This window comes from Nitrospirota bacterium, assembly GCA_013388455.1.
In the GTDB taxonomy this organism is placed as follows: domain Bacteria; phylum Nitrospirota; class Thermodesulfovibrionia; order Thermodesulfovibrionales; family SM23-35; genus JACAFF01.
In genome coordinates, this window is record JACAFF010000017.1 from 1 (window position 1) to 14244 (window position 14244).

Consider the following 14244-nt stretch of genomic DNA (forward strand, 5'->3'; position numbering starts at 1 on the left):
TCCTTCTTCATCAAGCTTCTGAATGTATTCCTTCTGAAGTATCTCTGTAAACCCATCTATTGCCCTCAAAGGTGCTCGAAGATCATGAGAGACAGAATAGACAAATGCTTCAAGTTCCTCGTTGGCAGTTTTTAGCTGGACTGTTCGCTCTTCAACTAATCTTTCCAGTTGTTGTTTATACTTTTGCAATTCTTCCTCTGTCCTCTTACGCTCTGTGATATCCTCTGCAACTCCCTCAATCCAGCCTTTATCATGGTAAATTTTTGCTGAATACTTTGCCCAAAAAATAGAGCCGTCCTTCCGATAAAAGCGAGCTTCAAAATTTTCAACGAGCCCTTTTTCCTTTATCTCCTTTAACATCTTTTCCCGAGTCCCAGGGTCAACATAATTGGGTGATGTGACATATTCTCTAATAAATTCTTCCCTGCTATCATAACCAAACATTTTTGCAAGTTGCTCATTACTTTCAAGAATTTTCCCATCTGAAATCCTTGTTCTAAATAGACCTACTTGTGCATTCTGAAAAAGATTGCGATATGTCTCTTCGCTTTCCTTAAGTGCCTTTTGTGTTTTTCGTTCTTGAGTCTGATCCCTGAATACAAGCACTACGCCAGTATTGCCTTCTTCATCATGAATAGGTGCTCCACTGTCAGCAATAGGAATTTCTCTTCCATCTCTTGAAATTAAAAGAGTATGATTTGCAAGTCCTACAACTAATCCTTCCCTTAAGACCCTCTGAACAGGATTTTCAACCTTAGAGCGGGTATCTTCGTTAATAATATGAAAGACCTCTTCAAGCAGTTTGCCTGAGCCTTCTGTTTCTTTCCAACCTGTCAACTCTTCTGCAACCTTATTCATATGCCTGACAATACCTCTTGTATCGGTTGTAATGACTGCATCGCCAATACTGTAGAGTGTTGTGCGAAATTCTTCCTGAGCTTCTCGCAGGTATTTTTCTTTTAAAAATAAATCCCTGTATAAATCCTTTTGTCTGGAACGATATAACCATGACGTTCCTGTCGCAATCAACAGTACCATCATAATAGTAAAACCAATGATTGTTCCTGTTCGATAATAAAGCTCAGAATATATTTCCTTTTTATCGACTTTTGCAACCATATACCAGGGAGTCCCCGGAACACCGCGTATATAAGCAATTACCTCAACATCTCTATAGTCTTTACCTTCAAAAATACCTTCATACCCCAGGACTGCTTTTACTGATGGTATATTTTTTTCTGTAAGGGGTATACGTAATTTCATGGCAGTATTTTTTCTATGGCGTAGTTCGTTTAAAAAAAGCACATTTTCTCCTTCTCTCCGGACAAGTATAGTCTCTGCTGTTTTACTTGGTATTGGCCATGACTGGATAAGTGGATAAAGATAGTCTCCAGGAGCAATGCGGAATATTAATACGACAAACGGCACCTTCTTTCCGTCAAATACAGGAGCAAACATATCTATATGGATTCTGCTGTGCATAGAACAATAATAAAAATCAGAAAAAAGAATCTTTCCTTTCCTAATTGCTTCTGAGATTTTTTCTGATGTAATCGGATCAAATTTTTTATTTTCTGGAACGATTGAAAGTAGCAAATTCCCTTTTAAATTAGAAAGAAAAATATCTTCATATCCCCAATTGTTTTTAGCAAGACTCAATCGTTCAATAATATCGTCTTTTAATACCTGATCCTCAGGATTTTTAATCCATTCTTTAAACGCCCTTCGCATAAAAGGTGAATTTGAAATCACAGAGGCATCACCGTAACGTTCTTGGAACCATTTAGCAATCTGATCTGCTTTGAGTTTTGCAATTGCCTTAAGTTCGTTTTCTACAATTTGGCGATGAATCTTTTTTTCAGACAGGTAATACAGATAACCAGCGGCGATAAAGAATAAACTCACAATTACAACAACTGCTATAAGAAATTGTTTTTTCATAAAAATGATTTTCTTAGTCCAACTTCAATAATTATTTTTATTGGAGCATATCACTTTTTATCTCACAATTCAATTGGCTAATTGACCTGAAAAATGCAATTGACCATCCAGAGTTTCTATCATCTTATCGCTAAATAAATCTTCTCGCAACACCGGCATTATTTTAATTGCATTATTCGGGTGGAATACCTCGGATGTCTAAGACCGAAAATAAGCGAAAATACTATGTCTTGTTAGCTATAGTTTATATATAATCTGGTTTAAAAATTATGCACTAACCGCTTTTTCAGTCTCCTTAAGCCATAGAAGTCGTGAACCATTAATGACTGATGCGTTTATTGACTCTATCACTTCTTCAGGAGATATCTCCAGGCCTTCTTTCTTTATAAATAAACCGATTGGCAGCTTTTCTTTTATTTTAATTGCCTTTTTAACTTCAGCTTCAGTAACCTTTTTTATTGTTACTCCCATTTCCTTTGCAAGTTTAATGAAAATATCTTTATGGCTTTTTGATTCACCCTGCGGTTCTATTATCTTCGGTAGATATTTTATCCTTCCCAGATAATCTATCATTGTGCCAGCAGATTCGAAGAATGTTGCTGATGGAAGAACAACATCTGCCTGCTTTGCGAGCTCATTAAGATGTGAATTTTGTACAATGAGAAAATCTGTTTTCGGCCTTTTGTTAAGAGGAACTTCTCCAACTGTGTAAAGGACTTTCATTCCATCAGATATCATGTCCTGATATGTCTTACCCAGTGTAGTTAGACCCATAAGTATTACGCCGCGCGCATTACTTTCTAAGGGGACACAGATAATCTTACCCTTTATCAAAGCTATATTGGCAGATGCATCAAATAATGATGGAGAAGCAAGAATAACTGGACTTTTTGCTTCATGAATTAAGGTTGCTGCTTTTTCGATTTCTTCTGTAATCTCTACATTTTTAACTTCAGATATAAGTTTTTTATCTGCCTTGAGTCCTTTCTGAATTAGAGCCTTTATTATGCGCTTGATAATTGAAATCTCATTTCCTATAAGAGAAACATTTGCTACCTCTCCTATTTTTGCTTCAGATGAGTTGATAACAACAAGTTTCGCCCCACGATTAACCCTTCTTCTCACTGCAGCATCAATCGCAGGCAGAATCCTCTCCCACTGAGATGGATTGAGTCCTGAGAGGATTATAAGATCTGCATTATCTATTTCTGCTGTCTGAGATTTTCTTAGAGAATTACTCTCAGCGTAAAGGCTGACGGTTGTATCTATGTTCTTAGTCTTCACAACATCATGAGCAAACTTCTTTAGTGTTAGAGCATCTTCATTCTGTATTCCTGCAACACTTATAAAACCAGCCTCCTTACCAGCTTTTTTTAGTCTCTCAGCAACAAGATGAAGTGCATCATCCCACGTGGTCTCTTTGAGTTCTCCATCAACTTTTTTCATTGGCGCAGTAAGACGTGACCCTGCTTCAATACAGTCAAACCCATATCTTCCATAAGCACAGATATACCGTTCTGCTGAACCTGCTTTTGCTCCTGCATTAATTTTTTGAATCCTGCCATCATTGGTGCTGACTTTTATATCACAGGCGTTTCCGCATAAAAGACAAACAGAGTCTATTTTCTCATATTCCCATTCTCTTCCTTTTCTCCAGCGATCTGCTTCCAGAAGTGCATTCACAGGGCATGCATCAAGACAACTTCCGCAGAATGTACATCCAGATTCCTGAAGCGGTTTGTCATTTGCAGTAATAACTTTTGATTCGATACCCCTGCCCATAAATTCAAGAACATTTGTTCCCTGTTCTTTACATACCCGCACACATCTTCCACATAAGATACAATATTCCGGGTCTCTCTTTATAAAAGGATTTGCTTCATCTACTGGATAGCCAAACTTTTTTCTCATAAAAGAGGATTCTTTTAGTTCAAAATCATAGGCATATTTCTGGAGATTACATACTCCTGCCTTTGTGCACGTCATGCAATCCAGAGGATGCATAGACAGAATTAAATCTATTACAAATTTCCTGATTTCCTGAACTTTATCTGTCTTTGTATTCACGACCATTCCATCTTTAACTTTAGTATTACAGGCAATAACAGGCGCCTTTAGTCCTTCCACCTCAACAAGGCAAAGCCTGCAAGCTCCTATACCTTTCATTCCTTTCAGATAACAGAGATTCGGGATATGTATGCCTGCGAGTTCTGCAGCATCAATTAAATTCATCCCGGCCGGTGCTTCGATCTCTTTTCCATCTATCTGGAGTTTGACCAGTTTCTCCATCAAGTCCTCCTATTATTTTATTATATGATTATTCTTGGCTCACTAATTCTTCTTTGAGTTTTGTTACTACCTCAATAGCCCCTGTGGGACAGACCTTTACACATTCACCACATTTTGTACATCTTTTTTGTCTTATCTCAAAAGGCAGATATCCAGAAAGATATGGTTTTTTTGTCTCACCTATTATTGCATTGTATTTACATATTTCTGCACACTTCCCGCACATTATGCAAAGAACTGGATTTATTACATATTCGATCAGACTGATACATTCCTTTTTCTGGCAGTTACCGGATATATGTTCCTTGAATTCTTCTTCTCTGGATGTAATTATTTCAACAAGAAATCTTCCAGTATCTTTTCCTTTCTTACAAAAAGAAGCTTCACTCATAATTGACCCAATCCTCTTTAGGGCTTCTATATCTTTTTCGCTAACATCGTCAAGATGCTGACTTATCCTGAGCAGCCTGATTTTAGCTTCTCCTGTTCCGAGAGCACATGGATAACATTTTCCACACATAGGACCTGCAAGAAATTCCTGAATAAAATGTAAAGCACTCTGCACAGCACAAGCCTTCTGCTCTGCTTCTTTCTTTATATCTTCAATCTTTTTTTCCTTTTGCTCTGTTACAGTCTCTTCACTCATTGTGCCTCCAGAAAATCTTGAGAATTACTTCCCTTTAATTTCTCCCTTACTTATGGGATTAACAGACAGTGGAGTTGCTTCTTCAAATTTTATTGCTCCAAGGGGACATACATTATAACAATCGCCGCAACGTTTGCAAGCATAGCTATCGATTATATAACCTGTTGATGTCTGTTTTATAGCATTTACCCTGCAGACATCATTGCAACGTCCACACATATAACATATTTCCTTGTCAATAGTTGGAACAGGCTGAGAATTTATTTCGATGCTCCCAAGTGGGCATACCATATAACAAGCCTGACATCTTTGACAGTAAACCTGATCTATGTAAAAACCACCTTCTTTTGATTCCTTTATCGCATCAAACGGACACACATCCATACACCTCATGCACTGATAACATATATCAGTATTTATAGAGAGAATTCCAAGGCCAGAACATACTTTTGCCCTGCAGTATTTTTGAAAAACATGTTCTTCATATTCCTCACGGAAATATTTTATTGTTGATAAAACAGGATTTGGAGCTGAATTCCCAAGCCCGCACAGAGCAGCCTCTTTAACCTTTTTACCTAATTCCTCAAGCTTCTCGATATCTCCAGATTCTCCATTCCCCGATGTAATCTTTTCAAGTATCTGCATCATCTGGTAAGTTCCGATTCTGCATGGAGGGCATTTACCACATGATTCTGCCTGACAGAAGGATAGAAAGAATTTTGCAACATCAACCATGCAGTTATCTTCATCCATCACTACCATACCGCCCGAACCCATAATTGAACCTAATTTTGTTAATGAATCAAAGTCTACAGGTATATCAAGATATTTTTCTGGAATACATCCACCTGAAGGACCTCCTGTCTGAACTGCCTTAAATTTTTTATCATGGAGAATTCCACCACCAATATCGTATATAATTTCCCTCAGCGTTATTCCCATCGGAACTTCAATTAACCCTGTGTCCACAACCTTTCCTGTTAATGCAAATACTTTGGTACCGGGCGAATTCTGGGTCCCGATGCTGAGGAACCAGTCTGCACCTTTCTCAATAATATATGGAACACAAGCATATGTTTCTACATTATTAAGATTTGTAGGATAACCCCATACACCGCCTCCTTTTTCAGATAATCTTGGCGGTCTTGGCCTTGGAAATCCTCTATCTCCTTCTACAGATGCAACAAGGGCGGTTGATTCACCACATACAAAGGCGCCTGCACCTTGAGCTAACCTTATATCAAAACTTAAATCGGTTCCAAGTATATTTTCGCCCAAAAGTCCCACCTCTTCAGCCTGTTTTATAGCAATACCGAGGTTCTGAACAGCCAGAGGATATTCATGACGCACATAAATAATTCCGTGCCTTCCACCTATTGCATATGCACATAAAATCATGCCTTCAAGTAAACTGTGAGGATCACCTTCCATAACTGATCTATCCATAAAAGCTCCCGGATCACCCTCATCGCCATTTGCTATTACAAATTTTAAGCCAGGAGACCTTTTTGTATGTCTCCATTTTTTACCAGCAGGGAAACCAGCACCACCACGTCCTCTGAGATTTGCCTTATCAACCTCATCAAGAACCTGATCAGGAGTCATCTGAAGAAATGCTTTCTCCAGAGCTCTATAACCACCAATTGCAATGTAGTGATAAATATTAGTTGGATCTATTCTTCCATTATTGCGAAGTGCTACTCTTTTCTGTTTGCTATAAAAAGGAACCTCATTAATATGATATGCCCTTTCTCCATAAGTTTGGCGGTAAAGGAGATCCATTATGGGTTTTTCTCCCTCTATTGTCCGCACAATGATGTCTCTTGCCCTTTGAGGTTGAACCCTGTGGTAAAAATATTCCTGTGGCTCAACTATCATAACAGGGCCTTTCTGGCATAGACCCTGACAACCTGTTGATATTATTTCAACATCGGTTGCACTCTGGTTAGCAGCGTTTTTAAGTTCCTCTAATAGTTTTAAAGACTTATTTGCTTTACAGCCTGTTCCGCAACAAACTCTTATCCTCTTTTTCCCCGGTTCTAAGACACCGTCTTTTTGTAAATATTCACGGAGGCTAATAAGTTCTTTTACACTGTTTAATCTTTTCATTGTTTTTTCATTGTATCATTTAAGCATATTAACATCAACTCTGGATTCTACCATGTAAGATATCTCAGGAAGCAGATAAGAGATAAGGTCTCTAACCGTAATCATTCCCAGAATTGTATCTTCTTCAACAACTGGCAAATGCCTCTTATTCTTTCTGCTTGAAATAGCTATCGCTGCATTTATAGCCATCGAAGGACTGAATGTTGTAATATTTGTGTCCATTGCATCTTTAATAGTTTGATTTTTATTAATGGAGTAAATTTCATGGGGTTTTGATAAAAGTATATCTTTTAAAGTCATTTTACATCTCTTTTCCATTAATTCGACATTATTAGCAGGTATTTTAAGTTTCTCTTCAAGCTTTATATATTTTTCTTTTATAATCTTCACTGCACCAACAGGACAGACATGATAGCAGGCTTTACATCTCGTGCAGTAATGCATGACAATAAAAAAACTTCTTCTGGTCTCTTTTACTGCATCAAAAGCGCACGCCTGTTTACATAGTCCGCAGAGGATACATTCTTCTTGTTCGATTTTCAGCATCCCTATATTGCAGACCTTGGCTCTGCAATATTTATCATGTATATGTTCCTCGTATTCTTCACGGAAATATTTGATTATTGTAAGTATAGGATTCGGTGCACTCTGTCCAAGCCCACATAATGAACTTGCTTTAATATTCTTTCCTAATCTCTCAAGTTTTTCAATATCTCCAGGTTCACCCTTGCCTGATGTTATCTTTTCAAGTATCTGTAACATCTGGTATGTTCCAATTCTACATGGAATGCATTTTCCACAGGATTCAGATTGTGTGAATGAAAGGAAGAACTTAGCTACATCTACCATACAGTTATCTTCATCCATCACTACCATTCCGCCTGAACCCATAATAGAACCTACTTTATTAAGCGAATCAAAATCAACTGGTAGATCAAGATACTTTTCAGGAATACAACCACCTGAAGGACCTCCAGTCTGAACCGCTTTGAATTTTTTATTCCCCAGGATACCTCCTCCGATATCAAATATAATCTCTCTTAAAGTAATACCCATGGGAACCTCAACAAGTCCTGTATTTTTGACTTTTCCTGTCAAGGCAAATACCTTGGTTCCTGGAGAGTTTTCTGTTCCGATGCTAAGAAACCAGTCTGCCCCTTTTTCGATAATGGAAGGGATACACGCATATGTCTCAACGTTATTAAGGTTCGCAGGATAGCCCCATGGCCCTCCTCCTGGCTCTGAAACCCTTGGCGGTCTTGGATGAGGGAAGCCCCTCCTGCCTTCTATAGAAGCTATAAGTGCTGTTGCCTCACCACAAATAAAAGCGCCCGCACCCTCTCTTATATGAATAGTAAAATTAAGACCTGTTCCTAAAATGTTTTCTCCTAAAAGTCCCAACTTTTCAGCCTGTTCAATTGCAATCTTGAGATTTTTAACAGCAAGCGGATATTCATGACGAACATATATAAAACCGTAACTAGCCCCGATAGCATAAGCACATATAATCATGCCTTCAATAAGGCTATGGGGATCACCCTCCATGATAGACCTATCCATAAAAGCACCTGGATCTCCTTCATCTCCATTTGCAATAACCATCTTAATATTGCCAGGAGCCTTTTTCGTATGAGCCCATTTTACCCCTGCAGGGAAACCTGCACCACCTCTTCCCCTAATATTAGCCTTCTTTACTTCTTCAAGTACCTGATCAGGAGTCATTGAAGAGAACATCTTTTCAACAGCTTTATAGCCTCCAACAGCTATATAATGATAAATATTAGCAGGATCAATCTTGCCATTATTACTCAAAGCAATCCTCATCTGTTTCTTATAGAATGGAACATCTTCCATATTTTCAATTGGTTTATCGAGAAAATTACCTCTATAAAGAAGCTTCCTGACTGGAGAATCTTCAAAAAAGGTTGCAGAAATAATATCACGAACACTATGATGTTTTACTTTTTGATAAAAAAATTCATGAGGTTCAATACTCATCACAGGACCTTTCTGACAGAGTCCCTGGCATCCTGTAGTTACTATCTCTAAATCAATGCCGCTTTTCTCTGCTTCTTCTTTTAAACTTTCTGCCACTTCAAGGGATTTATTCGCCCTGCATGCCGTACCGCAGCAGTTCCTTATTCTGTTTTTCCCAGGAGCCAGTATTTCTTCTCTGGAGATGAGCTCACGTAAATCAGCAAGTTCACTAATTTTGTTTAGTCTGTGTATATTGTCTACTGTTATCATTTAATCCCGCAATTACTCTTTAATTAATTCAATACATCGTTTCTGCCATAAAACATATCTCTGGAAGTAAATATGAAATCAGATCCCTGTAAGTAATCATTCCTATAATCTTGTCCCCCTCGACAACAGGTAGATGTCTGATCCCTTTTCTTGAAGCTATAGCTACTGCAGAACTAATTTCAGTAGATGGATCAAAAGTTGTTATTTCCCTCGACTTTATTGATTCAAGAGTTTCATTAAATGGGATATTATTAAATACACACCGCACTATATCTCTCTCAGTAAACAGACTTACCAGTTTCTCATTTTCGTCAACAACAAATAATCCACTGATATTCCTCTGGGCCATTAAGTGCACTGCATCTGAAATTGTCAGATCTTTATGAATGGTTACAATCTCATATGGCCTTGCTTCCAAGATATGCTTTAGTTTCATTTTTCTTCTCCTTTCAACGAGCTCGATTGTTTCAAAAGGCAATTTTAACTCTTCTTCGAGTCTTATGTATTCCTGTTTCATTATCTTTACAGCTTTAACAGGACAAACATTATAGCAGGCCTTGCATTTTGTACAATAATTTCTGTCGATAAAGAAACTCCTTCTTGTCTCCTTTATGGCATCAAAAGCACATGCTTGCTTACAAAGACCGCAAAGTATGCATTCATTATGGTCAATCCAGAAAAATCCAAGATTGCATACTTTTGCCCTACAATATTTATCTCTTACATGCTCTTCGTATTCTTCCTGAAAATATTTAATAGTCGTAAGAACTGGATTCGGTGCACTCTTACCAAGACCACAGAGTGAACCTGATATAACGAGTTCCCCCAGTCTCTTTAACTTCTCAATATCTCCTGCTTCACCATTGCCTGAAGTTATCTTTTCAAGTAACTGCAACATCTGATATGTTCCAATCCTACAAGGTGGACACTTTCCGCATGATTCCGCCTGTGTGAAAGAAAGGAAAAATTTTGCAACATCAACCATGCAATTATCTTCATCCATAACAACCATACCACCAGATCCCATAATTGAACCTAATTTTGTTAATGAATCAAAGTCTACAGGTATATCAAGATATTTTTCTGGAATACATCCACCTGAAGGACCTCCAGTCTGAACTGCCTTGAATCTTTTATCACCTATAATGCCACCACCGATATCAAATATAATCTCTCTTAAAGTAATACCCATGGGAACCTCAACAAGTCCTGTATTTTTGACTTTACCAGCCAGTGAAAATACCTTTGTACCAGATGAACTTGATGTGCCTATATTTAAGAACCAGTCTGCACCGTTGTTGATGATCGGAGGGATACAGGCATAGGTTTCTATGTTATTAAGATTAGCAGGGTAACCCCAGGGTCCACCTCCTGGTTCTGATACCCTTGGTGGTCTCGCATGTGGATAACCTCTCCTGCCTTCTATTGATGCAACAAGTGCAGTTGCCTCTCCACAGACAAAGGCACCCGCCCCTTCCCTGATATGAACTGTAAAATCAAATCCAGTCCCGAGGATATTTTTTCCTAAAAGCCCTATTTCCTCTGCCTGCTTGATAGCTGTCTTTAATGTTTTAATGGCAAGAGGATATTCATGACGAACGTAAATGAACCCATATTGAGCATTAATTGCATAAGCACAGATGAGCATTCCTTCAAGAAGGCTATGGGGATCACCTTCCATGATAGACCTGTCCATAAAAGCACCAGGGTCCCCCTCATCACCATTGGCTATAACTATTTTTATATTACCGTCAGCCCTTTTAGCATGAGCCCATTTTACACCTGCCGGGAATCCTGCTCCTCCACGCCCTCTAATATTTGATTTTCTTACCTCTTCTATTACCTGTTCAGGACTCATCTCTAAGAGTATTTTTTCAATAGCCTTGTAACCATCGACTGCTATATAATGATAAATATTAAACGGATCTATCTCGCCTGTATTTCTGAGAGCAATCTTTAATTGTTTAGTATAGAAAGGAACTTCTTTCTGGGAAGCTTTTGGTGTATCAATAAAAGAATCACGGTATTGAAGTTCTCTGACGGGTTCTCTCATCACGAATGTTCTGTTAATAATATCTTGTGCTTTGTCAGCATGAACCTTCTGATAGAAAAAGCCATAAGGCTTAACTTTTATAAGAGGTCCTTTTTGACAGAGTCCCTGACACCCTGTCTTGATCACCTCAATCTGAAAATTACTCGTTGCCGCCTCTTTCTGCAATGCATCTGCCACTTTATGAGACCCCAGTGTACTGCAAGGCAACCCGCAGCAGACTTTGAGAATATTTTTATCAGGGCTGAAGATATCACTCCGAAGAATAGATCTGAGGTCTGCAAGCTCACTTATGGAATGCAATCTTTCCATGATACCAATTCCTTTTTAAATGTATTATTTTAAAGGCTTCTCTAATCTTCTTTTATCGATTTAATTAAGGCTTCTATTTTCTTCTCACCTATAAGTTCTCCTGTTACTTCATCATTGATGGTAGTAACAGGAGCAAGACCACAGCAACCCACACATCCAACTGTCTCAAGTGTCATAGCAAGATCATCAGTGGTATCTCCACTCTTTACATTGAATTCAGTTTCAAGAGCTGTTAAAATTTTCTTTGACCCTCTTACGTAACATGCTGTACCCAGACAGACTTTTACAATTTTCCTTCCTCTCGGTTTAAAATGAAACATCTTATAGAAACTTGCAACACTGTATATCTCGGACAATGCAATATTAAGCTTTTTGGAAAGCTTTCTCAAAACTTCTTCCGGTAGATAACCTTCTTCTTCCTGTATCTGCTGTAATGCATGGATGAGTATTCCTCTTCTCGCCTCCTGTTCACCGATTATTCTGCTAACTCCGCCAATCTGTTCATCAATATTAATCTCTTCTACATCCATATAACCTCCAAAATTCCAGTCACCGGTCATTAAGTCATCGGTCATTCTAAATATTGACTACTGACTAATGACTATTGACTTTCTTGATTATAATCCAAGATGTGGTTTTGCACCTTTTTCAAGCTCGCGCCTTGCAGCCATATCCATCAAAACTCTTTCTACCCCGAATCTGCCAGGTTGATATTTCCTGAGTTTCAGTGCATCCCTCGCTCTATCAATGTAATCTAAAGTGAGCTCAAGTATCTTTTCTGGATCAGGCTCGAAATGAAGCGCACCCTTAAATCTCTCAAACCATACTTCTGTCATTATCTTTGTCACTTCTTTGCTTGCTCCAACCGGGGATTCTCCTCCGAATATAACAGGTACACCTGATGCAACAAAATAGCATCCGATTGAAATTGCCTTTTCGGACATCCACTCGGGTGCAATGCCTACTGCCGGCATTCCTCCTATTTCGTCAGAAAGACCGCCTTCGGCAGCCATTGCAGCTGCTATAGTTAAAATCCTTGAATTATCCACACAAGAACCAAGGTGAAGAATAGGAGGAATTCCTATTGCTTCACATACCTCCCGTAAACCAGGCCCTGCATTTTCAAGAGCCATCTCTGGAGTAAGATATCCAGCAGTCCCGCAGGCATGTGAACCACAACCTGTTGATACTATAAGCACATCATTCTTAATTAATTCAATCGCAAGAAAACGATGAAGACCCTGTGACGGAACCCGTGGATTATCACATCCTGCAAGCCCAACAACACCACGAATTCTTCCAGCTATTATCGCATCATTCAAAGGCCTGAATGACGCGCGCCATCTCCCTCCTTGCATATATTCTATGTATTCATGTGAAAAACCTGCTATTACAGGAAATTTATCCGTAACATGACTGCCTTTACCTTTCCTGTTAGAAAAATTATCAATAGCTGTCCTGACTATCTGACGCGCTATCTCCCTTGCTCTGTGTTCGTCATATTCTATGTGTAAAGCACCCTGTATCTTTGCCTTATAAGAAGTAGTTATTACTTTTGTATGAAATTTCTGTGATAGTTCTGTCAGAGCAGGCATAATGCATTGCACATCAACTGTTATTGCATCAATAAGTCCTGTAAGAACAGCGAGTTCCTGATTGGTAAAACCGCCAGCAGTGGAAATACCATGCCGCATCAGTACTTCATTAGCTGTGCAGCACATGCCACCGAGATTTATTCCCTTTGCACCTTTTGTTTTTGCATATTCGATCATGTCTGGCTCGTTGACAACATCTACAATCACTTCTGCAAGTGAAGGTTCATGTCCGTGGACTACGAGGTTGACTTCATCCTCCTTGAAAATTCCGAAACTTGCTTCTGCTTTTACCGGATGAGGCGTTCCAAAAAGTATATCTGTTATATCTGTCGAAATCATACTTCCGCCCCACCCATCTGCAATTGATACTTTCAAAGCGCTCAGGAGAAGATTATCAGGGTCATGGTCAACACCCATATGAGTGCGATGCATTGCTTCTGTTATTTCTCTGTCAATACCTCTCGGAATGATTCCCCATTTCCTCCATCTTTCCTGTGTCTTCTTAGGTGCTCTCTTAATAAAGTTCAGTTCTCCTTTTTGTCTTCCAAAATCTTCAAGTAGCTTTGTTGCAACATCTCTTGCTACATCATTCACTTGACGTCCTTCAAATTCTATTTCGAGTATTTCAGCAATTCTGTATAGTTTTCTAACATCTGTTATTCTGAAGTCTTTTGTCTCACCATTTGCTACTGCAAGCAATATAAATACCATGTCTCTGGCATGATCAGAGTGTGCAGATGCACCTGCAACAGCCATCCTTAAAAAATTCCTTGCAGAAACTGTTGGTAGCGTTGCACCACATACTCCTCTTGCTTCATTTTCCGCATTTAGCCCCACGAATCTGCATGGTCCCATATGACATATTTTGCAACATGCCCCTGCAGCACCAATCGGACAGGGTTTGTTCTTTTCTGCCCGTTCAAAACATGTCTGTATATTTTGAGTTTCACCCCATTCTATAATTTCTTCAGATGCCTTATTTGCACTCTTTATAATTTTGTCCATATAACCTCCATCTAAATAAGCCATTAGTTAACTGTCATCAGTCATTGTCT

General features: G+C 38.8%; 8 protein-coding genes. All 8 read right to left on the reverse strand.

Annotated elements, in window-relative coordinates; genetic code table 11:
* Positions 1-1941, reverse strand: a 1941-nt coding sequence (locus HXY53_03930) for a PAS domain S-box protein (protein NWF75717.1), incomplete at its 3' end; no start/stop codon positions are given.
* Positions 1942-2208: 267 nt separating this feature from the next.
* Positions 2209-4230 carry a molybdopterin-dependent oxidoreductase gene (locus HXY53_03935; GenBank protein NWF75718.1) on the reverse strand — a complete coding sequence of 674 codons (2022 nt, stop codon included), beginning with the start codon at positions 4228-4230 and terminating at the stop codon, positions 2209-2211.
* 28 nt (positions 4231-4258) lie between these two features.
* Positions 4259-4876: a 4Fe-4S binding protein gene (locus tag HXY53_03940; GenBank protein ID NWF75719.1), complete on the reverse strand. Its 618-nt coding sequence runs from the start codon at positions 4874-4876 to the stop codon at positions 4259-4261.
* 24 nt (positions 4877-4900) lie between these two features.
* The gene (locus HXY53_03945) at positions 4901-6985 is read right to left on the reverse strand and encodes a 4Fe-4S binding protein (GenBank protein ID NWF75720.1); all 2085 of its coding nucleotides are present in this window, start codon (positions 6983-6985) and stop codon (positions 4901-4903) included.
* A 15-nt stretch (positions 6986-7000) separates the two neighbouring features.
* Complete coding sequence (locus HXY53_03950; GenBank protein ID NWF75721.1) at positions 7001-9232, reverse strand: CBS domain-containing protein; 2232 nt, start codon at positions 9230-9232, stop codon at positions 7001-7003.
* Between the two features lie 28 nt (positions 9233-9260).
* The gene (locus HXY53_03955) at positions 9261-11594 is read right to left on the reverse strand and encodes a CBS domain-containing protein (GenBank protein ID NWF75722.1); all 2334 of its coding nucleotides are present in this window, start codon (positions 11592-11594) and stop codon (positions 9261-9263) included.
* Between the two features lie 41 nt (positions 11595-11635).
* Positions 11636-12124, reverse strand: coding sequence for an NAD(P)H-dependent oxidoreductase subunit E (locus tag HXY53_03960; GenBank protein ID NWF75723.1), 489 nt, complete (start codon positions 12122-12124; stop codon positions 11636-11638).
* An 87-nt stretch (positions 12125-12211) separates the two neighbouring features.
* Positions 12212-14218: an anaerobic carbon-monoxide dehydrogenase catalytic subunit gene (gene cooS, locus HXY53_03965; GenBank protein NWF75724.1), complete on the reverse strand. Its 2007-nt coding sequence runs from the start codon at positions 14216-14218 to the stop codon at positions 12212-12214.
* Positions 14219-14244 lie beyond the last annotated feature (26 nt).